The sequence below is a fragment of the Saccharibacillus sp. WB 17 genome, assembly GCF_008634075.2.
Lineage (GTDB): Bacteria > Bacillota > Bacilli > Paenibacillales > Paenibacillaceae > Saccharibacillus > Saccharibacillus brassicae.
Genome location: NZ_VPFK02000004.1, coordinates 1 through 22,232, shown reverse-complemented (window position 1 = coordinate 22,232; position 22,232 = coordinate 1). Strand labels below are relative to the sequence as shown.

The window sequence follows — 22,232 nt, the reverse complement described above, 5'->3', positions numbered from 1 at the left end:
CGTGCCAATCAAAAAGTACAAACCAACATCCCCGGCCCGACGCGCGATGAGCGTATCGACTTTCGAAGAAATCACCACGAATCAGCCGGAGAAATCGTTGTTGTCGCCGCTCTTCAAAAAAGCGGGCCGCAATAACCAGGGTAAAATTACGGTTCGTCACCATGGCGGCGGACACAAACGTAAATACCGTATCATCGACTTCAAACGTACCAAAGACGGAATTCCAGGCCACGTTGCCACGATCGAATACGATCCGAACCGGACTTCCAACATCGCATTGATCCACTATGCAGACGGCGAAAAGCGCTACATCATCGCGCCTAAGGGTCTGAAAGTCGGAGATACGATCTACTCCGGTCCTGAATCGGACATCAAGATCGGTAACGCGCTGCCACTGGAAAACATTCCGGTAGGTACGGTTATCCACAACATCGAGTTGAAACCGGGTAAAGGCGGCCAAATGGTCCGCGCAGCCGGCACAGAAGCTCAGCTGCTGGGTAAAGAAGAGCGTTACGTATCGATCCGCCTGTCTTCGGGCGAAGTTCGCCGCGTCCTCAAAGTTTGCCGCGCTACAATCGGTTCGGTAGGCAACCAGGATCACGAGCTCGTGAAGATCGGTAAAGCAGGACGTAACCGTTGGTTGGGCAACCGCCCTCAAGTCCGCGGCGTAGTCATGAACCCGAACGATCACCCACACGGTGGTGGTGAAGGTCGCGCTCCAATCGGACGTAAGTCCCCGCTCTCGCCTTGGGGCAAGCCGACTCTTGGTTACAAAACACGCAAGAAAAACAAATCTTCGGATCAATACATCATCCGTCGCCGCACGAAGTAATGCGCTTATCCCGCATTGCTTCGCCGGCTAGGATTATGGAACAAGCCAGCTGAAGGGAGGACTACAATCGATGACACGCAGTCTCAAAAAAGGCCCTTTCATTGACGGATACCTGCTCAAAAAGGTAGAAGTACTGAACGAAGCCAGCAAAAAGGCCGTTATCAAAACTTGGTCCCGACGCTCCACGATCTTCCCACAATTCATCGGACACACTTTCGCCGTTTATGACGGTCGCAAGCACGTGCCGGTATACGTGACGGAAGACATGGTCGGACACAAACTTGGTGAGTTCGCGCCGACGCGTACTTACAAAGGCCACACCGACGACGACAAGAAAACAAGACGCTAAAACGGACATCATTAAAGTCCGAAGGGAGGTTATGATAGCATGGAAGCACAAGCGCACTTGAAATATTCCCGCATTTCTCCACGTAAAGCGCAACTGGTCGCTGACCTGATTCGCGGCAAACACGTGGGTGAAGCTATCGCGATTCTGCGCCACACTCCGAAAGCGGCATCCCCGCTCATGGAGAAGCTGCTGAACTCGGCGATCGCAAACGCAGAACATAATCATTCGCTGGACGTCAGCAAACTGGTTATCTCGCAAGTTTACGTCAACCAAGGACCGACTCTGAAACGTTTCCGCCCTCGGGCAATGGGACGCGCAAGCCGGATCAATAAACGCACCAGCCATATCACTTTGGCTGTATCCGAAAAGTAAGGAGGGACAACTGTGGGACAAAAAGTAAATCCGGTCGGACTCCGCGTAGGGATCATCCGTGACTGGGAATCCAAATGGTACGCAGGTAAAGACTTCGGCACACTGCTGATGGAAGACGTGAGAATTCGCGAATACCTGAAAGCTAAACTTAAAGAATCCGCTGTCTCCAAGATCGAGATCGAAAGAGCGGCTAACCGCGTAAACGTGACGATCCACACTGCTAAACCGGGTATGGTCATCGGACGTGGCGGCGCAGAAGTTGAAGTACTGCGTGGCGAAATCACCAAGATTTCGAACGGCAAAAAAGTACACATCAACATCGCTGAAATCAAAAACCAAGAACTCGACGCTATTCTGGTCGCTGAAAGCATTGCACAACAACTGGAGCGTCGCGTATCGTTCCGTCGTGCTTTGAAACAGTCGATGCAGCGCACTATGCGTTCGGGCGCAAAAGGAATCAAAACTGCGGTTAGCGGACGTCTCGGCGGCGCTGAAATCGCTCGTTCGGAAGGCTACAGCGAAGGAACTGTTCCACTTCATACCCTGCGTGCCGACATCGATTACGGTACAGCTGAAGCGCACACGACTTATGGTCGTATCGGCGTTAAAGTATGGATCTATCGTGGAGAGATTCTTCCGCCAGCTAAGAAACAAGCTGCTCAGGAAGGAGGCAACTAATCATGTTGGTACCTAAACGTGTAAAACACCGTAAACAGCAACGCGGCAGTCTGGCCGGTCGTGCTAAAGGCGGTACTGAATTGAACTTCGGCGAATTCGGCCTGCAGGCGACTGAACCTTCTTGGATCACGAACCGTCAGATCGAAGCTGCTCGTATCGCCATGACCCGTTACATCAAACGGGGCGGTAAAGTCTGGATCAAGATTTTCCCTGACAAGCCGATTACTCAAAAGCCTCTCGAGGTTCGGATGGGTAGCGGTAAAGGTAACGTTGAGAAATGGGTAGCGGTTGTAAAACCGGGCAAGATCATGTTCGAACTTGCTGGCGTATCCGAAGAAATCGCTCGTGAAGCGATGCGTCTTGCTTCTCACAAACTGCCTGTCAAAACCAAGTTTGTGAAACGTGAAGAAGTGGGTGGTGAAGCAAATGAAGGCTAAGGAACTGCGTGACCTGACTACTGCCGAAATCGAACAGAAGGTCTCCGGATTCAAAGAGGAACTCTTTAATCTGCGCTTTCAGCTCGCTACCGGTCAGCTCGATAACCCGACTCGCATCAGCGTTGTCCGCAAGGAAATCGCTCGTGCCAAAACGGTTCTGCGTCAAAGAGAACTCGGGATCACTTCGTAATTCATTTTAACCCTCCGGGTATCAGGCCCGTTATTCAGGAAGGAGGCTAACCATGACCGAACAACGCAACTCGCGTAAAGTGTTGGTGGGTAAAGTCGTAAGCGACAAAATGGACAAGACGATCGTTGTTGTTGTAGAAACTTACAAAAAACACGAACTCTATCATAAACGCATCAAATCGACTAAGAAGTTCAAAGCGCATGATGAGAACAATGAAGCGAAAATCGGCGATACAGTAAGAATCGTTGAGACACGCCCGTTGTCGAAAGACAAGCGCTGGAGACTGGCTGCAGTCACTGAAAAAGCAATCATCATCTAATGAACGATAAGCTCGTCCGAAAGGAGGAAATATAAATGATTCAACCATTTACACGTTTGGCTGTAGCCGATAACTCCGGTGCGAAGGAACTGATGTGTATCCGCGTCCTCGGCGGTACGGGACGTCGTACGGCTAACATTGGAGACCTGATCGTTTGCTCGGTAAAACAAGCAACACCAGGAGGCGTTGTCAAAAAAGGCGACGTAGTTAAAGCGGTAGTCGTTCGCACGAAGCGTTCGGTACGTCGTAAAGACGGATCGTATATCGCATTCGACGAGAATGCGGCAGTTGTGGTAAAAGACGATCGCGGCCCGCGCGGCACGCGTATCTTCGGACCAGTAGCCCGTGAACTTCGCGACAAGGACTTCATGAAAATCGTTTCCTTGGCCCCGGAAGTTATCTAATATAATGCACGATTTTCTTAGCGGCCTGCCGGCCGGTGAGTCATAGGAGGTGTACCTGATGGCAAGAGTGAAAAAAGTTCTGGAATCCCACAACAACAAACTTCACGTGAAAAAAGACGATGTCGTTATCGTGATCAGCGGTAAAGACAAAGGCAAAAAAGCGCGCGTTATCGCCGCTTACCCTCGTGAAAACCGCGTGCTGGTCGAAGGCGTGAACATGGTGAAAAAACACCAGAAGCCAAGCCAAAACAACCCGCAAGGCGGAATCGTGGAGCAAGAAGCTTCGATCCACGTGTCGAACGTGATGCACGTTGACCCGAAAGACGGCGGCAAAGTAACCCGCGTAGGTTACAAGACGTTGGATAACGGCAAAAAAGTGCGCGTTGCGAAACGGTCCGGAGAAGTTATCGAATAATATCATTTTTTTGGAAAGGAGGTTCATCTTTCATGGTAACAAGACTGAAAGAACGTTATTTGAACGAAAGCACTCCTGCTTTGATGCAGAAGTTCAACTATACATCGGTAATGCAAGTTCCTAAGCTGGAGAAAGTTGTCATCAACATGGGTGTCGGCGAAGCCGTATCCAACTCCAAGGTTCTGGACACTGCCGTAGCCGAACTTGAGCAGATCGCAGGTCAAAAACCTGTTATCACTCGTGCTAAAAAGTCGATCGCAGGTTTCAAACTGCGTGAAGACATGCCGATCGGAACGAAGGTTACACTGCGCGGCGAGCGTATGTACCAGTTCCTCGACAAACTGTTCAACGTTGCGCTTCCGCGCGTACGTGACTTCCAGGGTGTATCCAACAAAGCCTTCGACGGCCGCGGCAACTACACACTGGGTCTGAAAGAACAGCTTATCTTCCCAGAAATCCAATACGATCAAGTGGACAAAGTCCGCGGTATGGATATCGTCATCGTAACTACGGCGAAAACGGACGAAGAAGGCCGCGAGCTGCTCGCAGGTCTCGGAATGCCTTTCGCAAAATAATATCGGCCAGTATCTAGGGCCATGATCCATGACCCTGTTCTTCCGAAACTATCCAGGAGGTGTCAGGCTAAAGTGGCAAAAACTTCGATGAAAGTTAAACAGCAACGTACACCAAAATTCAAAGTGCGTGCTTACACGCGCTGCGAACGTTGCGGTCGTCCACACTCGGTGTTACAAAAGTTCAAGATCTGCCGTATTTGCTTCCGCGAATTGGCTCATAAAGGCCAGATCCCTGGCGTTAAAAAAGCAAGCTGGTAATTACCGCATAACAAGGAAGGAGGTTCACACATTATGACTATGTCCGATCCGATTGCAGATATGCTTACACGCATTCGCAACGCGAACGTGGTGCGTCACGAGAAAGTCGAAATGCCGGCTTCCGCGATGAAAAAGCAAATTGCCGAGATCCTGAAACGCGAAGGTTTTATCCGCGACGCGGAATTCGTACAGGATAACAAACAAGGCATGATTCGTATTTTCCTGAAATACGGTCAAAACAACGAACGCGTTATTACTGGTCTGAAAAGAATCAGTAAGCCTGGTCTGCGCGTGTACACGAAGAGCAACGAAGTTCCTCGCGTACTGGGCGGCCTGGGTATCGCGATTATCTCCACGTCCAAGGGAGTTATGACCGACAAAGAAGCTCGTCAAGCGAAAGCTGGCGGCGAAGTAATCTGCTACGTTTGGTAATCACGTCAGAACACAAGGAGGTGCAACAAATATGTCGCGTATTGGTCGCAAACCAATCGAAGTACCGGGCGGTGTTGAAGTAACGCTGAATAACACGGCGATTACGGTCAAAGGCCCTAAAGGTACTCTCACTCGTGAACTTCATAGAGATATGAAAGTAACGGTGGAAGCTAACACAATTACGGTAGAACGTCCTTCCGACAACAAAGAGCATCGTTCCCTTCACGGAACGACCCGCAGCGTTGTCAGCAACATGGTAAGTGGTGTAACGGAAGGTTTCTCCAAGTCGCTTGAACTGGTCGGGGTCGGATACCGTGCCAGCAAGTCCGGAGAAAAAATCGTCTTGAACGTAGGCTACTCCCACCCGGTCGAAATCACGCCGGAATCGGGAATCGAGTTCGAAGTTCCTTCGAACACGAAAATCATCGTTCGCGGAATTGACAAAGAGCGCGTAGGCGCTTATGCTGCTCAAATCCGTAAAGTACGCGAACCTGAGCCGTATAAAGGCAAAGGCATCAAGTACGAAGGCGAACGCATCATCCGTAAAGAAGGTAAAGCCGGTAAGAAGAAATAAACCGCTGCCTTTAACTTTATCCACAACCATAGCTTGCTCATGTAAAGCTGCTTAATAGGCAGATTGGGAAGGAGTGAAAGTACTCATGATTACCAAAGGTGATAAAAATAAAGCTCGCTTGAAAAGACACTTGCGTGTACGCAAGAAAATTCAAGGTACGGTTGAGCGCCCTCGTCTGAACGTATACCGTTCGGAAAAGCACATCTATGCCCAACTGATCGACGACGTAAACGGTGTAACCATCGTTTCCGCATCGACTATGGACAAAGAGCTGAAAAGCGAAATCACAAACGGCGGCAACGTTGAAGCTGCTGCCAAAGTTGGCACACTGGTTGCAAACCGCGCTAAGGAAAAAGGTCATGCCGTTGTCGTCTTCGACCGCGGAGGATACCTCTACCATGGACGGATTCAAGCACTGGCCGACGCAGCCCGCGAAGCCGGACTGGAATTCTAAAACGAAAAAAGGAGGTTAACGACTTGCGTGTAGATATGAGCACTGTAGGAGAACTGACGGAGCGCGTTGTACACATCAACCGCGTAGCTAAAGTTGTAAAGGGCGGACGCCGCTTTAGCTTTAGCGCACTGGTTGTCGTGGGCGACGGCCAAGGCAACGTTGGAGCAGGAATCGGCAAAGCCGGAGAAGTTCCGGATGCGATCCGTAAAGGTATCGAAGATGCCAAGAAAAACCTGATCCACGTTCCTCTCGTCGGAACAACAATCACTCACCTGGTAACGGGTAAATTCGGAGCGGGCAGCGTACTGCTGAAACCGGCATCCGAAGGTACCGGAGTCATCGCCGGCGGTCCTGTACGTGCAGTACTGGAACTGGCAGGCGTAGGCGACATCTTGACAAAATCCCTGGGTTCTTCGAACTCCATGAACATGGTCAACGCGACTTTGGAAGGATTGTCCCGTTTGAAGCGTGCCGAAGATGTGGCAAAGCTTCGCGGCAAATCCGTCGAAGAACTGAGAGGCTAAGGAGGGAACAACAATGGCTAAATTGGAAATTACCCTCGTACGCAGCCTGATCGGACGTCCGAAAAACCAACGCACGACCGTCAACACGCTCGGACTGCGTAAAACGAATCAAGTCGTCGTTCAAAACGACAACGCTGCGATTCGCGGTATGGTCAACCAAGTCAAGCACTTGGTTTCCGTAAAAGAAATCGAAGCTTAAATCCATCGCTCCGCAAGGAGCGAATTAATAGAATGAATCAAGGAGGTGCAACGAACGATGAAGTTACATGAGCTTTCTCCTGCTCCAGGTTCCAAAAAAGAGCGGAAACGCATCGGTCGCGGTACGAGTAGCGGTACGGGTAAAACAGCCGGACGCGGTCACAAAGGCCAAAACTCCCGCTCCGGCGGCGGTGTTCGTCCAGGTTTCGAAGGCGGTCAGAACCCATTGTACCGTCGTCTGCCAAAACGCGGATTCGTTAACCCGACCCGCAAAGAATACGCCATCGTCAACATCGAAGAACTGAACAACTTTGCAGAAAACACCGAAATCACTCCTGAGCTGCTTAAGGAACAAGGTATCGTCAAAGATGCCAAGAGCGGTATCAAGATCCTTGGCAATGGCGATGTGACGGTGAAATTGACTGTCAAAGCAAACAAGTTCTCTCAATCTGCGGTGGAGAAAATCGAGGCTGCCGGCGGTAAAACCGAGGTGATCTAATGTTCAACACCCTGAAGAATATATGGCGGGTCGACGACCTCCGTAAACGAATTCTGTTTACGCTGATGGTTCTGGTGATCTACCGTATCGGTACGTTCATTCCCGTTCCGGGAGTCAACACGGACGTGCTTCAGTCGGCTAACGAAGCCGGCAGCCAGTTGATGGGACTGCTGAACACCTTCTCCGGAGGGGCGCTCATGCAGTTCTCGATCTTCGCCCTCAGTATCTATCCGTACGTTACGGCATCGATCATCGTGCAGCTGCTGTCGATGGATGTCATTCCGAAATTCACCGAGTGGTCCAAACAAGGTGAACACGGTAAGAAAAAGCTGGCGCAGATCACTCGATACGGCACCATAGTTCTGGGTTTGGTTCAGGCGTTCGCCACGGCGATCGGATTCAACCGCATTTATAATGCGGAGATGATTCCGAACGCTACGACCGTCGATTATATCCTGATTGCGATCGTCCTGACTGCCGGTACATCCCTCTTGATGTGGATGGGCGAGCAGATCACGGAAAAGGGCATCGGCAACGGGATCTCGATTCTCATCTTTGCCGGGATCGTCGCAAACATTCCGGGGTATATCTCGACGACGGCTCAATCCGATTTCATCGTGGACGGTCAAACGTTCTTGAACGCGATGAAAACCGTGATTATCGTTCTGGTCTTGATCCTGATTATTGTCGGTGTTATCTTTATTCAGCAGGGGATCCGGAAAGTTCCGGTCCAATATGCGAAGCGGGTAGTCGGCAATAAAATGTACGGCGGTCAAAACACTCACATTCCGTTGAAAGTCAACGCTGCGGGTGTCATTCCGGTCATCTTCGCCGTTTCTCTGCTGCAGTTCCCGGTTATTCTCGCAAACTTCTGGTCGGGCTATGCCTGGGCAGCTTGGGTGCAAAACAACCTGAACTACAGTCAACCGCTCGGCATGGCGCTTTACGCGCTCATGATCATCGGTTTCACGTTCTTCTACACCTTCGTGCAGATCAATCCGCAGCAGATGGCGGAGAACATGAAGAAAAACGGAGGTTACATCCCAGGAGTTCGTCCGGGTAAAGCGACCGAGAAGTACATCACTCGCGTGATGTCGCGTCTCACCGTGACCGGTGCGGTATTCTTGACAGTCATTTCCCTGCTGCCGATCGCGTTCGGTTCGCTCTCCGGTCTTCCCCAATCGGTTCAAATCGGCGGCACTTCGCTGCTGATCGTCGTCGGGGTTGCGCTGGATACGATGAAGACGATTGAAAGTCAGCTGATTAAGCGGCACTATAAAGGTTTTATCAATAAATAGCTCAGGTTCCGGACGGGTCCGACTCCATGCGCTCGCCCGGCGCCTTTTGTGCGGTTAGGCATGGGTTAGACGTAAGGAGTGGACATGACGTGAACATTCTATTCATGGGGCCTCCCGGGGCAGGTAAAGGAACACAGGCACAGGTCATTGTCGATGCATTCGGTCTTCCTCACATTTCGACGGGCGATGCTTTTCGCCTGGCGATCAAAGAGGGAACCCCGATCGGGGTCAAAGCCAAAGAATACATCGATCAAGGGCTGCTCGTACCGGATGACGTAACGAACGGTATCGTCCGCGAACGGCTGAGTCAGCCGGATTGCGAAAAAGGTTTCTTGCTCGACGGATTTCCGAGAACTCTGCTGCAGGCCGAAGCTTTGGATACACTTTTGCTCGAGTCTGGCCGTAAGCTTGATCATGTTATCAATCTGAATGTCGATCCGGAGAAGCTTCTTGTCCGGATTACGGGTCGTCGGATCTGCAGAACTTGCGGAACGACCTATCATGTAATCTTCAACCCGCCGAAGCAGGAAGGCGTGTGTGACAAAGACGGTGGCGAACTTTACCAGCGTCCGGATGACAATGAAGAGAGCGTACGCACGCGGCTTGAGGAATATGCAAGCAAAACGGCGCCTCTGATCGATTACTATGCAAACAAAGGCTTGCTGCGGCAGATCGACGGAGACCAGGAGATCGGTACGGTATCGGAAGGTATCCTATCCGTACTGCGAGGTTAACTGTAATGATCATTTGCAAGTCCGAAACGGAGCTCGGCTTTATGAGAGAAGCGGGACGGATTGTGGCTGAGACTCACCGTGTGTTGGAGAAAGCGATCAAGCCGGGCGTTACGACGGCCGAACTTGATGCGCTGGCCGACGCAACCATCCGCAGCCAGGATGCGGTGCCGTCTTTCAAAGGCTATAATGGTTTTCCGGCCAGCATATGTGCGTCGGTCAACGACCAGCTGGTTCACGGATTCCCCAGCGAGCGCAAGCTTCGGGAAGGCGATATCGTCACTTTCGATATCGGCGCGCAGTACCGCGGTTATCACGGCGATTCCGCCTGGACCTACCCGGTAGGGCGAATTTCCGATCAAGCCCAGCGGCTGCTGGACGTTACGGAAGGCTCCCTGTACGCAGGACTGGCACTTATTAAGCCGGATGTGCGTCTGTTTACCATTTCGCATGCGATTCAGCGATACATCGAAGCATCCGGAATGTCGGTCGTTCGGGAATTCGTGGGGCACGGCATCGGCCGGGACCTGCACGAAGAACCGAACATACCGAACTACGGCATCGAAGGACGCGGTCCTCAGCTGAAGCCCGGCATGGTGCTCGCTATCGAACCGATGGTCAACCTCGGCGGAAGACAAGTTCGGACGCTGGAGGATCAATGGACCGTCGTAACGGCAGACGGCTCGCTGTGCGCTCATTTCGAGCATACGGTGGCGGTTACCCCGAGCGGATTGGAAATTTTCACAAAATTGAGCGCGTAGGTGATAAACTTGAAAAAGGAACATCCCCTGCAGCCCGGTCAACTCGTGAAGATCCGCAGAGGCCGCGATGCCGGGCAGGCGGCGGTGGTCGTCAGACTCGACGAAGAGCAGGGTATTTGGATCGCGGACGGACACAAACGCAAGTTTGACCGCCCGAAGAAGAAGAACCGGCTCCATCTAGAGCCCCAGGCGACGATCAGCAGCGAAGTCGTAAACAGTTTGCAGGAGAGCGGCAGGGTTACGAACGCGAAGCTGCGTCATGCGGTCAACGCGTTTCTGGAATCCGACGCACATCATGTTAAGGAGAAAGGAGAATGATTATGGCCAAGGAAGATGTCATTGAAATCGAAGGCGTGGTTATCGAACCGCTGCCGAATGCGATGTTCAAGGTGGAACTCGAGAACGGTCATCAAATTCTCGCTCACGTTTCCGGTAAGCTGCGCATGCACTTTATCCGTATTCTGACGGGAGATAAAGTGGTCGTACAGTTATCGCCTTACGATCTGACTCGCGGCCGTATCACTTACCGCAAGTAAGGATACGTCGCCTTTTGGATATACAACGTTCTGGTGCAAGGAACGCTTCCGGCTGGACCGGCACGTTTCGGCACGAGCAAACCGAATGCTTTTGAGGAGGTAATAATCATGAAGGTTAGACCGTCGGTCAAACCAATGTGCGAAAAATGCAAAGTCATTCGTCGCAAAGGGAATGTCATGGTAATCTGCGAAAATCCGAAACACAAACAAAAACAAGGATAAATTAGAAGGGGGTGTAGCGTAATGGCTCGTATTGCTGGTGTGGATTTACCACGTGACAAACGCGTTGAGATCGCCTTGACTTACATTTTCGGAATCGGTAGAACGACTTCCCAAAAACTCCTGAGCCAAACAGGAATCAGCTCCGAGACTCGTGTTCGCGATCTGACTGAGGATGAAGTAGGCAAGCTGCGTGAAGCGATTGACGCTGACGTAAAAGTGGAGGGCGACCTTCGCCGCGAAGTTTCTTTGAACATCAAACGTCTGATCGAAATCGGCTCTTACCGCGGTATCCGTCATCGTCGTGGATTGCCGGTACGCGGACAACGCACGAAGACGAATGCTCGTACTCGTAAAGGTCCTCGTCGTACTGTAGCGAACAAGAAGAAGTAAGAAAGGGGGATAACTGACAATGGCTAAACCGAAAAAAGTCGTACGTACGAAACGTCGCGACCGTAAAAATATCGAATCCGGCGTGGCACACATTCGTTCCACGTTTAACAATACGATCGTCACGATTACGGATCCGCACGGAAACGCGATCTCCTGGGCAAGCTCCGGCGGTCTCGGTTTCAGAGGTTCCCGTAAATCGACTCCATTCGCTGCTCAGCTTGCTGCCGAAACAGCTGCTAAAGCTGCCATGGAGCACGGTCTGAAAACCGTTGAAGTTATGGTTAAAGGTCCTGGCGCAGGCCGTGAAGCGGCTATCCGCTCCCTGCAAGCAACAGGTCTGGAAATCAACCTGATCAAGGACGTAACACCGGTTCCTCACAACGGATGCCGTCCTCCTAAGCGTCGCCGCGTATAGTATTCATAAGCATTGTGCATTCAGTATGCTTGGTTTCACGGAAGCGACGTTTTGAAGGAGGGGTATTGTAGTGATAGAAATCGAAAAGCCGAAAATCGAGACCGTCGAGATCAACGACGGAGGCACGTACGGTAAGTTTGTCGTTGAGCCTCTGGAACGTGGATACGGTACGACGCTTGGAAACTCGCTTCGTCGCATCCTGCTGTCGTCGCTTCCCGGCGCAGCGGTCACTTCGGTCCAGATTGACGGCGTTCTGCACGAGTTTTCGACGATCCCCGGCGTTACGGAAGACGTAACGGAAATCATCCTGAATCTCAAAGCCTTGTCGCTGAAGATTCATTCCGATGAAGAAAAGGTACTGGAAATCGACGCGGAAGGCGAAGGCCTGATAACGGCTGGAGACATCCGCGCAGATAGCGACGTGGAGATCCTTAACCCGGATCTGCACATCGCCACTCTGGCACCGGGATCTAGACTGCATGTACGCATCTTCGCAGGCCGCGGCCGCGGTTACGTACAGTCCGTCAAAAACAAACGTGACGATCAGCCGATCGGCGTCATTCCGATCGATTCGATCTACACCCCGATTTCCCGCGTAAACTACGCGGTCGAAAACACGCGGGTCGGACAAGTCACGAACTACGACAAGCTCACTCTTGAAGTCTGGACCGATGGCAGCATTCGTCCGGAAGAAGCAGTAAGCCTTGGCGCCAAAATTTTGACCGAGCACGTGCTGCTCTTCGTGGGTCTGACCGACGAAGCCCGCGACGCGGAGATCATGGTCGAAAAAGAAGAAGACAAGAAAGAGAAAGTGCTGGAAATGACGATCGAAGAACTCGATCTTTCCGTTCGTTCTTATAACTGTCTGAAACGTGCCGGCATCAATACGGTACAAGAGCTGACTACGAAATCGGAAGAAGACATGATGAAAGTCCGCAACCTGGGCCGCAAGTCTTTGGAAGAAGTTCAAGAGAAGCTCGAAGAGCTGGGCCTCGGTCTTCGTCAAGAAGACTAAGAACGAAAAGTATGATGTAGAAGGAGGGAAAACAATGGCATACCAAAAGTTGGGACGTAACTCCAGCGCTCGTAAAGCACTGCTTCGCGACCTGGTAACCGACCTGTTCCTGTATGAGCGTATCGAGACGACTGAAGCGAAAGCCAAAGAAGCTCGTTCCGTTGCCGAGAAACTGATCACCCTTTCCAAACGCGGAGACCTGCATGCACGCCGTCAAGTGGCTGCATACGTTCGTCGCGAGACGATTGACGGTGAGCAGGATGCAATCCAAAAACTGTTCGCAGATCTGGCACCGCGCTATGCGGACCGTCCGGGCGGATACACGCGTATCCTCAAACTGGGACCACGCCGCGGAGACGCAGCGCCTATGGTTTACCTGGAACTGGTTGACCGCGCCTAGTAGCCGGTTAGACCGTTTAAGGCAGGGGTAACCCTGCCTGCGGGATTCCGAGAAACGTATGCCGCCTGTCCAAGGCGGCAGAGCCGTTTCTTTTTTTTTGAACTGCGATGCACGACGAACACATGGAGGTGGAACCTTTGCGCAATCTGTGCATGACCGTCGCTTACGACGGCACAAACTATAACGGTTTTCAAACGCAGCCGATCGGCAGCACCGTCCAGGACGAGCTGGAAGCGTCCATCTTGTCCCTGACGGGGCATAAGCCCAAGATCATCGCTTCGGGCCGTACGGACGCCGGCGTGCACGCCTATGCCCAGGTATTCAACTTCCATGTTGCTTCGAAGATCCCCGCGGAACGCTGGCCGCTCGCGCTTAATGCCCGGCTGCCTCAGGACATCGTCGTGACTCGCTCCTGGGAAGTACCGCTTGAATTCAATTCCCGCCATGCGGCCAAGCGCAAAACGTATCGCTATACGATTAACGCCAACCGTCATCCGGACGTTTTCCAGCGGCATATGCAGTTTCATCATCCGGCGCCCCGGCTCGATATCGGGGCGATGGGAGAAGCGCTGCAGCAGCTGGTAGGCACGCACGACTTCACGTCGTTTGCCTCCACGCAATCCCAGAAAGCGGATCATGTACGGACGCTGCTCGAAGCGCGCATCGAGGTGGATGCCAGCACCTGCCGGCCGGGAACGGTCGATCAGGGCTTCATCCATATTTTCCTGACCGGTACCGGGTTTCTGCAGCATATGGTCCGCATCATCACGGGCACGCTTATTCAAGTGGGAGAAGGCAAGCGCAAGCCCGAGGAGATGAAGGTCATTTTGCAAGCCTGCGACCGCGCGGCGGCAGGACCGACCGCGGTGGGGAAAGGCCTTGCTCTTTGGAACGTCGACTACGGCGATCTGCTGCCGGAGTAGCCGAAAGTTCTTTGGAGAATTGCTTGAAAATGTATTGCAGTTTAACCAATGATCATGTAGAATAAAAGTTGTGTTTTCTTGAAGGCTTCCCACGGCCCCCAATCAAGAAAACGGTACGGAATTATCCGTTTTAACTCTTACTATCCATGATCGCAAACATACACTGTTCCGGCAGCCCCGGATCTTAGCCCGGCGGCATGGAACTTTTTGACACCGAAACCGAACTTTATTGCAAAGATTAGAAGGAGGAACTTATTCATGCGTACTACCTACATGGCTAAGCCGAGCGAAGTTGAGCGCAACTGGCATATCATCGACGCTGAAGGCAAAACGCTGGGCCGTCTGGCTAGCGAAGCGGCTGCCCTCATCCGCGGCAAGCACAAGACCCAATTCACTCCACACGTTGACGGCGGCGACTTCGTTGTCGTAATCAACGTAGAGAAGATTCACCTCACAGGCAACAAAATGCAGGACAAGAAATACTACCGTCACTCGATGCACCCGGGCGGCCTGAAAGTTACAAGCGCCGGCGAAATGATCAAGAACAAGCCTGAACGGATTCTGGAACTCGCCGTAACCGGCATGCTTCCTAAGACTCGCATGGGCGACAGAATGAAACTCAGACTCAAAGCGTATGCCGGAGCCGAGCATCCACATGCAGCACAAAAACCGGAAGTTTACGAACTTCGCGGCTAAATAAAAGGAGGACCCTTTCATGGCAACTGTACAATACTATGGGACTGGTCGTCGTAAACATTCGGTAGCACGTGTTCGCCTCGTACCGGGTGAAGGACGCATCGTCATCAACAAGCGTGGAATCGACGAATACTTCGGTCTGGAGACGCTCAAACTGATCGTCAACCAACCGCTGAACCTGACTGAAACGATTGGCAAGTACGATGTAATCGTACTCGCACACGGCGGCGGCACTTCGGGCCAAGCCGGCGCTATCCGTCACGGCATCTCGCGCGCTCTGCTCAAAGCAGACCCTGAGCTGCGCGGTTCGCTCAAAAAAGCGGGCTTCCTGACTCGTGACCCACGTATGAAAGAACGTAAAAAATACGGCCTCAAAGCCGCACGTCGCGCTCCACAGTTCTCGAAGCGTTAAGAACTGCCGGACGTTATGCAAACAGCCTGCTCCCGATTTATTCGGAAGCAGGCTGTTTTTTTGTGCTTTTTTGTAGGCGTGAATGCTGCCGGTTCGGTTACTTCCTTGGGCTCGGAACGGGATGCCTGAAGTTACAATTCGAATTTGGCGATCGTGTTCTCCAGGCTGGCGCTGCTCTGTTCCAGCCATTTCGTCGTTTCCGCGATGTTTTTGGACGCTTCGAGCTGGTCGCGCGACAGCTTTTGCAGGGAAACGGTGTAATCGGCGGTCACTTTCGAGATTTGCGAAATCTCTTCGATCGAAGCCGACACTTCTTCGGAGCCGGCCAGAATCTCTTCCGCGGAAGCGGACAGATCCTCCATATGCAGGCTGATCTCGTTGAAGCGCACGACCGTATGCTCGAACAGCTGTCCGGCGCGCGTCGACAGTTCGCCGCTTTTCTGAATTTCTGCGCTTTCCTTGTTCATTCGCTCTCCGATCGTCGAAGCTTCCTGTCCGATTTTGGTCAGCAGTTCGGCGACGTGCGAAGCCGAGGTGGACGACAGGCCGGCCAGCTTGCGGATCTCTCCGGCCACGACGGCGAATCCGGCGCCTTCTTCGCCCGCTCTGGCCGCTTCGATCGAAGCGTTCAAGGCCAGCAGATTCGTTTGCTCCGCGATGCTCGTAATGGCCTGCAGCACCGGGCCGATTTCGTCCATGTAACGATGCAGCGTATGCACCGAAGCCGATGTCTGTCCGACGAGTTGCGACATTTCCGCGATTTGCAGCTGCAAGCCGTCCATCGAGGTTCGCCCTTCGGACGCTTTCTCCAGCACTTCGCGGGAAACGCCCGACACGTTGGCCGACGAGTGGGTGACGCGTTCGATCGCGGACGTGATCTCCTGCATGGAACGGGCACATTCTGTCGCTCCCGCGTATTGATTGTTCGCTTCGACAGCCAACGTGCCCGCCGACTCGTTCAACTGATCGTTCATGTTCAGGAGCAGGTTCGCTTCCGAAGAGAAACGCTGGGAAGATTGCACGAGCGTTTGCGTCGTATCCTGCATGTCCCGCATAACGTCGCCGAGCGTCATTCCGAGCCGATGGCTCATTTTGACCATCGCTTCGTACGTCTGTCCGATTTCGTCCCGCGAAGGTTTGCCTACCGCGCTTAACAGCTGGTTGGCTTTGCCGATCTCGCCGTCCGCTATCGCCTGCGCCCCGCGCACGATAAAGCCCAGAGGCCGCAGCGCCCGGTACAGGAACAAGGAGATGACCGCGAAGATCAGCAGCGTCAGCGCGCCCATCAGCACATAGAACCAGACGCTGTCGTCGATAAACTGCTTGAAAATCTGATTGGACACGGTCACGTCCGTATCGATGCCCAGAATGCCGATGACCGTACCGTCGGCGCCGCGCATCGGCACGTAGGAAGAGATGTAGCTTCCGTATTCGGGATGGACGAGAATGCCTGTTTGGGCCGACTCTCCCTGCAACAGCTTTTCGATCGCATCGGCCGGAATGTCCGTCACTTCTCCGATCGGCGACGCGCTATCCGAATCCGCCGGCTGTCCGTCGATCAGCAGGATAGGCTGCTTGTTATCGTCGATCCGCACCGTATACACGTACATCGCCCCGATTTCGCTGCGATATTGATCAAGTTGTTCGCGAATCTGCCAGTATAGATCGTTCTCCGTCGCGTCGGCCAAATACGATTGATACCCGGCGACATCGAACTGCGTGACAAAAGCTTCGGCCATTTTGGTGTTGAAGCTGCTGATCGTGTACTGACTCGCTTTTTTTACGTTTTGGTTCTGCATGTAGACGAAGATCGTAAACAAAACGAGCAGCACGGCAAAGATCATGAGCGCCAGCTTAACGGCCAGCTTTTTAGTAATGATAGACATAAGTGCCACCTTCCCCAATTTTCTGTACTCATTGTACTACGGACCGGAGTTGCTTGCTTCCTTAAAAGTTTTTGTCATTTTGAAATAAAGAATTGATTGTTGCCGCGTAAAGTTTTATACTTATAAATAATTCAGATTAGAATAGTTGGTTTTATCCGTTAAAGAGTTAATCCGCCGATATCAAGATCTCCCGCCGGAGGTTTCAATCCTTATTCAATTTGCCATTCAGAGATGGAGGGTTTTGAACATGAACTTATTGGAAAAAGAAGAGTTTGCGCGCGTAAAAGCCGAAGAGTTGGAACAGTTGAGCGCCGAGGAAGTCATCCGGTTCGCCGCGCAGCAGTACGACAGCCTGACGTTCGCCTGCAGCTTCGGAGCGGAAGACGTCGTAATCGTCGACATGCTGCAGCATATCAGCCCGTCGACCGACGTCTTTTACCTCGATACGGACTTTCACTTCAAAGAGACGTACGAGACGCGCGACCGCATGATCGAACGGTACGGCCTGGACTTCGTGCGCGTCTCCCCGCTGCTGACGCCGGCCGAGCAGGACGTGCAGCATGCTACGCAGTTGTGGACGTCGGACCCCAACCTGTGCTGCAATATCCGCAAGGTCGAGCCGCTGACCCGCAATCTGTCGCGTTACGATGCCTGGATCACGGGGATTCGCCGCGATCAGGCCCCGACCCGCGCCAATTCCAAAAAGGTCGAGTACGATTACAAGTTCGGCCTGATGAAGTTCAATCCGCTCGCGGACTGGACGAGCGAAGACGTCTGGGCCTATATCCGCGACAACGACGTCATCTATAATCCGCTGCATGACCGCAATTTCCCGAGCATCGGCTGCGAGCAGTGCACCCGCCAGGTCATGCCGGGCGAAGATCCGCGCGCGGGACGCTGGGCAGGCAACGACAAGACGGAATGCGGACTGCACAAGTAAGACCCGAACAGGAACCCGAACCCCGACAAAGGAGCGACTGCCGATTATGACTTCCATCAAGCCGCATGGCGGCACTTTGATCAACCGTCTCGCCGAAGGCGCGGAACGCGACACGCTGCTGGGCGAAGCGAAGACTCTGCGACAGATCCCGATCAACACCTGGGTGCTGTCCGACCTCGATCTGATCGCGGTGGGCGCTTTTTCCCCATTGACCGGATTTTTGAACGAAGAAGATTACGTTAGCGTCGTCGAGCGGATGAGACTTGCGGACGGTACCGTATGGAGCATTCCGATTACGCTGCCGCTCGAAGGGGCGGAAGACTCTCTTCGGGGAGAGCGGGTAGCGCTGGTCGGCGAAAGCGACGGTGTCGTCTACGCCATCCTCGACGTGGAGAGCGTCTACCGGATCGATCGCCGTCAGGAAGCGGTCAACGTGTTCAAGACGGACGATCCCGAGCACCCGGGCGTCAAAAAGCTGTTCGAGCGGCCCGTCGAGCGGATCGGCGGATCGGTGCGCGTGCTCAATCGCCCGCAGCCGGAACGCTTCAACGAGTTTTACTTCGACCCTGCGGAGACCCGGCGCCTGTTCGCGGAAAAAGGCTGGAAGTCCGTTGTCGGCTTCCAGACCCGCAATCCGGTACACCGGGCGCACGAGTATATCCAGAAGTCGGCGCTTGAGACGGTGGATGCGCTGTTCCTTAATCCGCTCGTGGGCGAGACCAAGTCCGACGACGTACCCGCGGATATCCGGATGCGCAGTTATCTGGTCCTGTTGGAAAACTATTATCCGGCCGCGCGGACATTTCTGGGCGTATTCCCGGCGGCGATGCGTTACGCGGGACCGCGCGAAGCGATTTTCCATGCGATTGTACGTAAAAATTACGGCTGTACCCACTTTATCGTCGGACGCGACCATGCCGGGGTAGGCGACTACTACGGCACGTACGAGGCGCAGGAGATTTTCTCGAACTTCGAACCGGAGGAACTGGAGATCACGCCGCTCTTTTTCGAACACAGTTTCTTCTGCACGCACTGCGGCAATATGGCGACGAGCAAGACGTGTCCGCATGGCAAGGAGAAGCATCTGACCCTGTCGGGCACTAAAGTACGCGCCCTGCTGCGTAACGGAGAATGCCCGCCGCCGGAGTTCACCCGTCCCGAAGTGGCGGAAGTGCTGATCGAAGGCATGCGCGATCGCGCGGCGCAGCAAGTCTAGGAAGCCAACTCCCCCGATAGACGGGGCCATATTATACGCCGGACCGTTTTCCTTAGGGAGACGGTCCGGCGTTTTCGTTTCATGTATAATAAGAACAGGTTTTCCTAACGAGTGGAAGAGAGGATGAACGCAATGGTAACGAGAGAAGAAGTTGTGGAAGCGCTTGAAGCCGTGGTAGACCCGGTCTATCGCGTACGCTTATCCGACCTGCGGTTGATCCGCGACGTCGTGGTTCGGGAAGGACGGATATCGCTGAGCGTCGTATGTCTGGATAACGCGGACGAGAGCCGGCAGGGGCTGGAGACGCAGGTGCGCTCCATTTTGCGGTCGCTGGAAGTGGAAGACGTGCATATCCGCTTCAAGGAAGCGACAGAACTGGAGAAGGAACGCAGTCGCGCGATTATCGAAGACAATCGAACCGACCGGGACGAGCAGGAAGAGGACGACGATCCGGTGTTGGTCAAAGGCCATGCGGCCGGTCTCGAGAACCTGCCGATCCTGAGCGCCGACTCTCCGACCGTGTTCATCTCCGTGGCGAGCGGCAAAGGCGGGGTAGGCAAATCGACGGTAGCCGTCAATTTGGCGGTATCGCTTGCGCGGGCCGGCAAAAAGGTCGGTCTTATCGATGCCGACATCTACGGGTTCAGCGTACCGGATATGATGGGGATCGAAGAAGGGCCGGAAGTGATCGACGGGCTTCTGCGTCCGGTCGAGCGTTTCGGGGTCAAGGTGATGTCGATGGGCTTCTTTATCCGTGAAAATAACCCCGTCGTCTGGCGCGGTCCTCTGCTGGGACGGATGCTCCGGCAGTTCTTCGAAGAGACAGAGTGGGGCGAGATCGATTACATGCTGCTCGATCTGCCTCCGGGTACGGGCGACGTGGCGCTTGACGTGCATCAGCTGCTGCCTCAGAGCAAGCAGATCATCGTGACCACCCCGCACGGCACGGCGGCCTTCGTCGCGGCGAGAGCGGGCGCCATGGCGCTGCAGACGGGGCACGAGATTCTCGGCGTCGTCGAGAACATGGCGTATTACGAGAAAAACGGGGAGCGGGACTACGTCTTCGGCCGCGGAGGCGGTGGACGCCTGGCAGAGACGCTGCATACCGGCCTGCTGGCCCAGATTCCGCTCGGCGTGCCGGACAATCACGTATCCGAACGGGATTTCTCCCCTTCCGTCTATAAGGCGGAGACGGCGACCGGCGCCATGTACGACGAAATGGCCCAGGTGCTGATCGGCAAGACCGACAAAAGCGGCAGTGCGCAGTAAGACTACGCTGTTCGATCCCATAAAGTCACGGCAAGGAGGCCAATTATGAAGATGCTGTCGTTCGGTCGCTTTATCCGGGGACTGGCGGAGAACAAAGGGTATATGCTGTCGGCGGCGGCGCTGTTTATCGCTGCTATCGCTTTGGGCACGATCAACGCGGACGGGCTGCAGCGTCTGCTGCTGTCCCAGATCGAAGGCCTGCAGGGAGTCGTGCAAAATCTCCAACAGTCGGATAACGTGACGCTGAGCTTTTTTACGTTTATCTTTTTAAACAATGCGATCAAATCGGTTCTGGTCATACTGTTGGGCGCTTTCTTCGGACTGATTCCGCTGATCTTCCTTCTTATTAACGGCATGGTGCTCGGATTCGTCGTCATGGTGAGCCATGAGCAGGGAGAGAATATCACGGAACTGATCTTCAAGGGACTGCTGCCGCACGGCATCCTCGAACTGCCTGCGATCGTGATCGCCTGCGCCTACGGGATGAAATTCGGGGGACTGGTCATCGGAAGCCTGTTCAGCCTCGGCGCGGGCAAAAGAGAGCGTCTGGCGGCCCGCTGGGAGCACGGAATGAAGCAAATGCTCGGGGCCGCGTTCTGGATCGTCATCCTGCTGTTCGTGGCCGCGGCGATCGAAAGTACGATCACTTTGCAGCTCATGCGGTAGTTTTGTAAACTTTTACGCATGGAACGGTTATCAAGACTCCATTTTGGGTTAAATCAAGGTTGAACTGGCAAACCAACTATAGAGGGAACCCGAAAGAGGAGGGGCTGCAATGCTCGGTATGATGTTCAGCGAAATGGAGTGTAAAGAATTCGGGTATGTACTGCGCAAAGAGCTGGACGAGATGCTGTTCGACCTCAGCGACAAGCGCTTGGATAAAGATATGCGCAAAGCGATATCGAAGCGGTATCAAACCATTTTTCAAATGTATGCGAGGGTTGCGCCGGCCAAAGAGCTGTCGAAGTACGTGAGAGACAAGCGGCACGGCGGCGAACGGTGAAGCCCGAGCATTGTTTATAAAAGGCAAGGAAAGCGGTCGGAGGATTCCGGGCCGCTTTTGATGCGTTAAGGGACGGTAGGCCACGATCAAGCGAACTTCGGTTATTTGTAAAAAGGTGTTGACTTGCTGTATTGCTATGTGGTAAATTAAATCTCGGCCCTTCGAGAGAGAGCCAACGCAGTCCAGAAGCGAAGATCACTGAAAAAGAGTTTTAAAAAAAGTGCTTGACGAACTGCTGGCCACTGTGATAGGATATAAAAGTCGCCGCTGAGATGCGGTGGTGAACGAAAGAAACGAGCAAANGATTAACGAGTTTGTTCTTTGAAAACTGAACNTTGATCTTCGGATCTGAATCTTGGAGCACAAGACGGTTTAGAGTGAATATAGGGAATGTAAATTCCCGCCACGTTTTAACGAGCACATGGTGCTTTCTTGACAAGTCAACTTCAAGACCATCCGCTTCGTCCGAATCCAGGCCCTAAGGGGTCTCTAATCGGAGTCGCGGGTGCAACAGAGGTTGCACCTTAATGGAGAGTTTGATCCTGGCTCAGGACGAACGCTGGCGGCATGCCTAATACATGCAAGTCGAGCGGACTTGAAGAGAAGCTT

Annotated in this window: 36 protein-coding genes and 1 rRNA gene; 36 read left to right on the top strand and 1 reads right to left on the bottom strand. The window is 53.3% G+C overall.

The annotated features are described in order from the left end of the window. Window position 1 precedes the first annotated feature (1 nt). The 30 genes from rplB (at window position 2) to rpsI (ending at window position 15,309) form a co-directional block, all read left to right on the top strand. Entirely contained in the window at window positions 2–832 is an 831-nt protein-coding gene (gene rplB, locus FTE24_RS01365; protein ID WP_141447288.1) for a 50S ribosomal protein L2, read from the top strand. A gap of 70 nt (window positions 833–902) precedes the next feature. Further along, window positions 903–1,181, top strand: coding sequence for a 30S ribosomal protein S19 (gene rpsS / locus FTE24_RS01360; RefSeq protein WP_141447287.1), 279 nt, complete (start codon window positions 903–905; stop codon window positions 1,179–1,181). Window positions 1,182–1,220: 39 nt separating this feature from the next. Then, window positions 1,221–1,553, top strand: coding sequence for a 50S ribosomal protein L22 (gene rplV / locus FTE24_RS01355; protein WP_141447286.1), 333 nt, complete (start codon window positions 1,221–1,223; stop codon window positions 1,551–1,553). A 12-nt stretch (window positions 1,554–1,565) separates the two neighbouring features. Next, on the top strand, window positions 1,566–2,231 hold the full coding sequence (rpsC, locus tag FTE24_RS01350; protein ID WP_141447285.1) for a 30S ribosomal protein S3: 666 nt from the start codon (window positions 1,566–1,568) through the stop codon (window positions 2,229–2,231). A 2-nt stretch (window positions 2,232–2,233) separates the two neighbouring features. Beyond that, window positions 2,234–2,668 carry a 50S ribosomal protein L16 gene (rplP, locus tag FTE24_RS01345; protein ID WP_141447284.1) on the top strand — a complete coding sequence of 145 codons (435 nt, stop codon included), beginning with the start codon at window positions 2,234–2,236 and terminating at the stop codon, window positions 2,666–2,668. After that, entirely contained in the window at window positions 2,658–2,858 is a 201-nt protein-coding gene (gene rpmC, locus FTE24_RS01340; protein WP_018978360.1) for a 50S ribosomal protein L29, read from the top strand. The genes rplP and rpmC overlap by 11 nt, the downstream gene beginning before the upstream one ends. A 52-nt stretch (window positions 2,859–2,910) precedes the next feature. Further along, window positions 2,911–3,177 carry a 30S ribosomal protein S17 gene (gene rpsQ, locus FTE24_RS01335; protein ID WP_141447283.1) on the top strand — a complete coding sequence of 89 codons (267 nt, stop codon included), beginning with the start codon at window positions 2,911–2,913 and terminating at the stop codon, window positions 3,175–3,177. Window positions 3,178–3,212: 35 nt separating this feature from the next. Then, complete coding sequence (gene rplN / locus FTE24_RS01330; RefSeq protein ID WP_018978358.1) at window positions 3,213–3,581, top strand: 50S ribosomal protein L14; 369 nt, start codon at window positions 3,213–3,215, stop codon at window positions 3,579–3,581. A 58-nt stretch (window positions 3,582–3,639) separates the two neighbouring features. Beyond that, window positions 3,640–3,996 carry a 50S ribosomal protein L24 gene (gene rplX / locus FTE24_RS01325; protein WP_141447282.1) on the top strand — a complete coding sequence of 119 codons (357 nt, stop codon included), beginning with the start codon at window positions 3,640–3,642 and terminating at the stop codon, window positions 3,994–3,996. A gap of 32 nt (window positions 3,997–4,028) precedes the next feature. Beyond that, the gene (gene rplE, locus FTE24_RS01320; protein ID WP_141447281.1) at window positions 4,029–4,571 is read left to right on the top strand and encodes a 50S ribosomal protein L5; all 543 of its coding nucleotides are present in this window, start codon (window positions 4,029–4,031) and stop codon (window positions 4,569–4,571) included. Window positions 4,572–4,643: 72 nt separating this feature from the next. Next, the gene (locus tag FTE24_RS01315) at window positions 4,644–4,829 is read left to right on the top strand and encodes a type Z 30S ribosomal protein S14 (protein WP_037291562.1); all 186 of its coding nucleotides are present in this window, start codon (window positions 4,644–4,646) and stop codon (window positions 4,827–4,829) included. A 33-nt stretch (window positions 4,830–4,862) separates the two neighbouring features. After that, window positions 4,863–5,261 carry a 30S ribosomal protein S8 gene (gene rpsH / locus FTE24_RS01310; RefSeq protein ID WP_141447280.1) on the top strand — a complete coding sequence of 133 codons (399 nt, stop codon included), beginning with the start codon at window positions 4,863–4,865 and terminating at the stop codon, window positions 5,259–5,261. A 31-nt stretch (window positions 5,262–5,292) separates the two neighbouring features. Then, a complete protein-coding gene (rplF, locus tag FTE24_RS01305; RefSeq protein WP_141447279.1) occupies window positions 5,293–5,835 on the top strand; it encodes a 50S ribosomal protein L6 in 543 nt (180 codons plus the stop codon). An 85-nt stretch (window positions 5,836–5,920) separates the two neighbouring features. Beyond that, window positions 5,921–6,289, top strand: a complete 369-nt coding sequence (gene rplR / locus FTE24_RS01300; protein WP_141447278.1) for a 50S ribosomal protein L18 — start codon at window positions 5,921–5,923, stop codon at window positions 6,287–6,289. 23 nt (window positions 6,290–6,312) lie between these two features. Continuing rightward, window positions 6,313–6,813, top strand: a complete 501-nt coding sequence (rpsE, locus tag FTE24_RS01295) for a 30S ribosomal protein S5 (RefSeq protein ID WP_037291553.1) — start codon at window positions 6,313–6,315, stop codon at window positions 6,811–6,813. Between the two features lie 13 nt (window positions 6,814–6,826). Then, window positions 6,827–7,012 (top strand): 50S ribosomal protein L30, encoded by a 186-nt coding sequence (gene rpmD, locus FTE24_RS01290; protein WP_037291550.1) that lies wholly within the window; start codon window positions 6,827–6,829, stop codon window positions 7,010–7,012. Window positions 7,013–7,069: 57 nt separating this feature from the next. Continuing rightward, window positions 7,070–7,510, top strand: coding sequence for a 50S ribosomal protein L15 (rplO, locus tag FTE24_RS01285; protein ID WP_141447277.1), 441 nt, complete (start codon window positions 7,070–7,072; stop codon window positions 7,508–7,510). Next, complete coding sequence (secY, locus tag FTE24_RS01280) at window positions 7,510–8,808, top strand: preprotein translocase subunit SecY (RefSeq protein ID WP_141447276.1); 1,299 nt, start codon at window positions 7,510–7,512, stop codon at window positions 8,806–8,808. Before rplO ends, secY begins: the two co-directional genes overlap by 1 nt. An 89-nt stretch (window positions 8,809–8,897) precedes the next feature. Then, entirely contained in the window at window positions 8,898–9,542 is a 645-nt protein-coding gene (locus FTE24_RS01275; RefSeq protein ID WP_141447275.1) for an adenylate kinase, read from the top strand. A 5-nt stretch (window positions 9,543–9,547) separates the two neighbouring features. Then, the gene (gene map / locus FTE24_RS01270) at window positions 9,548–10,300 is read left to right on the top strand and encodes a type I methionyl aminopeptidase (protein ID WP_141447274.1); all 753 of its coding nucleotides are present in this window, start codon (window positions 9,548–9,550) and stop codon (window positions 10,298–10,300) included. A gap of 9 nt (window positions 10,301–10,309) precedes the next feature. Beyond that, window positions 10,310–10,618, top strand: coding sequence for a KOW domain-containing RNA-binding protein (locus FTE24_RS01265; RefSeq protein ID WP_150235476.1), 309 nt, complete (start codon window positions 10,310–10,312; stop codon window positions 10,616–10,618). Between the two features lie 2 nt (window positions 10,619–10,620). Continuing rightward, window positions 10,621–10,836 carry a translation initiation factor IF-1 gene (gene infA / locus FTE24_RS01260; protein ID WP_018978345.1) on the top strand — a complete coding sequence of 72 codons (216 nt, stop codon included), beginning with the start codon at window positions 10,621–10,623 and terminating at the stop codon, window positions 10,834–10,836. Between the two features lie 108 nt (window positions 10,837–10,944). After that, window positions 10,945–11,058, top strand: a complete 114-nt coding sequence (rpmJ, locus tag FTE24_RS01255) for a 50S ribosomal protein L36 (protein WP_037291536.1) — start codon at window positions 10,945–10,947, stop codon at window positions 11,056–11,058. A 21-nt stretch (window positions 11,059–11,079) separates the two neighbouring features. After that, window positions 11,080–11,448, top strand: a complete 369-nt coding sequence (gene rpsM, locus FTE24_RS01250; RefSeq protein ID WP_141447272.1) for a 30S ribosomal protein S13 — start codon at window positions 11,080–11,082, stop codon at window positions 11,446–11,448. 19 nt (window positions 11,449–11,467) lie between these two features. Further along, window positions 11,468–11,863, top strand: a complete 396-nt coding sequence (rpsK, locus tag FTE24_RS01245; protein ID WP_037291530.1) for a 30S ribosomal protein S11 — start codon at window positions 11,468–11,470, stop codon at window positions 11,861–11,863. Window positions 11,864–11,933: 70 nt separating this feature from the next. Then, on the top strand, window positions 11,934–12,878 hold the full coding sequence (locus FTE24_RS01240) for a DNA-directed RNA polymerase subunit alpha (RefSeq protein WP_141447271.1): 945 nt from the start codon (window positions 11,934–11,936) through the stop codon (window positions 12,876–12,878). Between the two features lie 34 nt (window positions 12,879–12,912). Next, window positions 12,913–13,278 (top strand): 50S ribosomal protein L17, encoded by a 366-nt coding sequence (gene rplQ / locus FTE24_RS01235; protein ID WP_018978341.1) that lies wholly within the window; start codon window positions 12,913–12,915, stop codon window positions 13,276–13,278. A 137-nt stretch (window positions 13,279–13,415) separates the two neighbouring features. Next, on the top strand, window positions 13,416–14,201 hold the full coding sequence (gene truA, locus FTE24_RS01230) for a tRNA pseudouridine(38-40) synthase TruA (protein WP_150235474.1): 786 nt from the start codon (window positions 13,416–13,418) through the stop codon (window positions 14,199–14,201). Between the two features lie 258 nt (window positions 14,202–14,459). Next, a complete protein-coding gene (rplM, locus tag FTE24_RS01225) occupies window positions 14,460–14,897 on the top strand; it encodes a 50S ribosomal protein L13 (RefSeq protein WP_141447269.1) in 438 nt (145 codons plus the stop codon). Between the two features lie 19 nt (window positions 14,898–14,916). Further along, complete coding sequence (gene rpsI, locus FTE24_RS01220) at window positions 14,917–15,309, top strand: 30S ribosomal protein S9 (RefSeq protein ID WP_141447268.1); 393 nt, start codon at window positions 14,917–14,919, stop codon at window positions 15,307–15,309. Between the two features lie 131 nt (window positions 15,310–15,440). Here rpsI and FTE24_RS01215 read toward each other — a convergent pair whose 3' ends face one another. After that, window positions 15,441–17,195, bottom strand: coding sequence for a methyl-accepting chemotaxis protein (locus FTE24_RS01215; protein ID WP_150235472.1), 1,755 nt, complete (start codon window positions 17,193–17,195; stop codon window positions 15,441–15,443). A 247-nt stretch (window positions 17,196–17,442) separates the two neighbouring features. On the opposite strand from FTE24_RS01215, the gene FTE24_RS01210 reads away from it, so the two are divergent. The 6 genes from FTE24_RS01210 to FTE24_RS01185 form a co-directional block, all read left to right on the top strand. Further along, window positions 17,443–18,135 carry a phosphoadenylyl-sulfate reductase gene (locus FTE24_RS01210; protein WP_150235470.1) on the top strand — a complete coding sequence of 231 codons (693 nt, stop codon included), beginning with the start codon at window positions 17,443–17,445 and terminating at the stop codon, window positions 18,133–18,135. Window positions 18,136–18,181: 46 nt separating this feature from the next. Then, complete coding sequence (gene sat, locus FTE24_RS01205) at window positions 18,182–19,351, top strand: sulfate adenylyltransferase (RefSeq protein ID WP_150235468.1); 1,170 nt, start codon at window positions 18,182–18,184, stop codon at window positions 19,349–19,351. Window positions 19,352–19,483: 132 nt separating this feature from the next. After that, complete coding sequence (locus tag FTE24_RS01200) at window positions 19,484–20,620, top strand: Mrp/NBP35 family ATP-binding protein (RefSeq protein WP_150235466.1); 1,137 nt, start codon at window positions 19,484–19,486, stop codon at window positions 20,618–20,620. Window positions 20,621–20,665: 45 nt separating this feature from the next. Continuing rightward, a complete protein-coding gene (locus FTE24_RS01195; RefSeq protein WP_202111706.1) occupies window positions 20,666–21,286 on the top strand; it encodes a stage II sporulation protein M in 621 nt (206 codons plus the stop codon). 109 nt (window positions 21,287–21,395) lie between these two features. Continuing rightward, window positions 21,396–21,623 carry a hypothetical protein gene (locus tag FTE24_RS01190; RefSeq protein WP_141447263.1) on the top strand — a complete coding sequence of 76 codons (228 nt, stop codon included), beginning with the start codon at window positions 21,396–21,398 and terminating at the stop codon, window positions 21,621–21,623. A 524-nt stretch (window positions 21,624–22,147) separates the two neighbouring features. Next, window positions 22,148–22,232, top strand: a 16S ribosomal RNA gene (locus FTE24_RS01185); the annotation flags it as partial.

What these genes read in the sequence shown, in the direction of transcription:
- rplO (WP_141447277.1), top strand. Translation starts at nt 7,070, where the DNA reads ATGAAGTTACATGAGCTTTCTCCTGCTCCAGGTTCCAAAAAAGAGCGG.
- rpmJ (WP_037291536.1), top strand. Translation starts at nt 10,945, where the DNA reads ATGAAGGTTAGACCGTCGGTCAAACCAATGTGCGAAAAATGCAAAGTC.
- rpsQ (WP_141447283.1), top strand. Translation starts at nt 2,911, where the DNA reads ATGACCGAACAACGCAACTCGCGTAAAGTGTTGGTGGGTAAAGTCGTA.
- FTE24_RS01200 (WP_150235466.1), top strand. Translation starts at nt 19,484, where the DNA reads ATGGTAACGAGAGAAGAAGTTGTGGAAGCGCTTGAAGCCGTGGTAGAC.
- infA (WP_018978345.1), top strand. Translation starts at nt 10,621, where the DNA reads ATGGCCAAGGAAGATGTCATTGAAATCGAAGGCGTGGTTATCGAACCG.
- rplV (WP_141447286.1), top strand. Translation starts at nt 1,221, where the DNA reads ATGGAAGCACAAGCGCACTTGAAATATTCCCGCATTTCTCCACGTAAA.
- rpmC (WP_018978360.1), top strand. Translation starts at nt 2,658, where the DNA reads ATGAAGGCTAAGGAACTGCGTGACCTGACTACTGCCGAAATCGAACAG.
- map (WP_141447274.1), top strand. Translation starts at nt 9,548, where the DNA reads ATGATCATTTGCAAGTCCGAAACGGAGCTCGGCTTTATGAGAGAAGCG.
- rpsK (WP_037291530.1), top strand. Translation starts at nt 11,468, where the DNA reads ATGGCTAAACCGAAAAAAGTCGTACGTACGAAACGTCGCGACCGTAAA.
- rplP (WP_141447284.1), top strand. Translation starts at nt 2,234, where the DNA reads ATGTTGGTACCTAAACGTGTAAAACACCGTAAACAGCAACGCGGCAGT.
- rplF (WP_141447279.1), top strand. Translation starts at nt 5,293, where the DNA reads ATGTCGCGTATTGGTCGCAAACCAATCGAAGTACCGGGCGGTGTTGAA.
- rplX (WP_141447282.1), top strand. Translation starts at nt 3,640, where the DNA reads ATGGCAAGAGTGAAAAAAGTTCTGGAATCCCACAACAACAAACTTCAC.
- rpsS (WP_141447287.1), top strand. Translation starts at nt 903, where the DNA reads ATGACACGCAGTCTCAAAAAAGGCCCTTTCATTGACGGATACCTGCTC.
- rpmD (WP_037291550.1), top strand. Translation starts at nt 6,827, where the DNA reads ATGGCTAAATTGGAAATTACCCTCGTACGCAGCCTGATCGGACGTCCG.
- FTE24_RS01210 (WP_150235470.1), top strand. Translation starts at nt 17,443, where the DNA reads ATGAACTTATTGGAAAAAGAAGAGTTTGCGCGCGTAAAAGCCGAAGAG.
- FTE24_RS01190 (WP_141447263.1), top strand. Translation starts at nt 21,396, where the DNA reads ATGCTCGGTATGATGTTCAGCGAAATGGAGTGTAAAGAATTCGGGTAT.
- rpsM (WP_141447272.1), top strand. Translation starts at nt 11,080, where the DNA reads ATGGCTCGTATTGCTGGTGTGGATTTACCACGTGACAAACGCGTTGAG.
- FTE24_RS01195 (WP_202111706.1), top strand. Translation starts at nt 20,666, where the DNA reads ATGAAGATGCTGTCGTTCGGTCGCTTTATCCGGGGACTGGCGGAGAAC.
- rplN (WP_018978358.1), top strand. Translation starts at nt 3,213, where the DNA reads ATGATTCAACCATTTACACGTTTGGCTGTAGCCGATAACTCCGGTGCG.
- rplE (WP_141447281.1), top strand. Translation starts at nt 4,029, where the DNA reads ATGGTAACAAGACTGAAAGAACGTTATTTGAACGAAAGCACTCCTGCT.
- rplM (WP_141447269.1), top strand. Translation starts at nt 14,460, where the DNA reads ATGCGTACTACCTACATGGCTAAGCCGAGCGAAGTTGAGCGCAACTGG.
- rpsH (WP_141447280.1), top strand. Translation starts at nt 4,863, where the DNA reads ATGACTATGTCCGATCCGATTGCAGATATGCTTACACGCATTCGCAAC.
- secY (WP_141447276.1), top strand. Translation starts at nt 7,510, where the DNA reads ATGTTCAACACCCTGAAGAATATATGGCGGGTCGACGACCTCCGTAAA.
- rplR (WP_141447278.1), top strand. Translation starts at nt 5,921, where the DNA reads ATGATTACCAAAGGTGATAAAAATAAAGCTCGCTTGAAAAGACACTTG.
- FTE24_RS01215 (WP_150235472.1), bottom strand. Translation starts at nt 17,195, where the DNA reads ATGTCTATCATTACTAAAAAGCTGGCCGTTAAGCTGGCGCTCATGATC.
- sat (WP_150235468.1), top strand. Translation starts at nt 18,182, where the DNA reads ATGACTTCCATCAAGCCGCATGGCGGCACTTTGATCAACCGTCTCGCC.
- rplQ (WP_018978341.1), top strand. Translation starts at nt 12,913, where the DNA reads ATGGCATACCAAAAGTTGGGACGTAACTCCAGCGCTCGTAAAGCACTG.
- rpsI (WP_141447268.1), top strand. Translation starts at nt 14,917, where the DNA reads ATGGCAACTGTACAATACTATGGGACTGGTCGTCGTAAACATTCGGTA.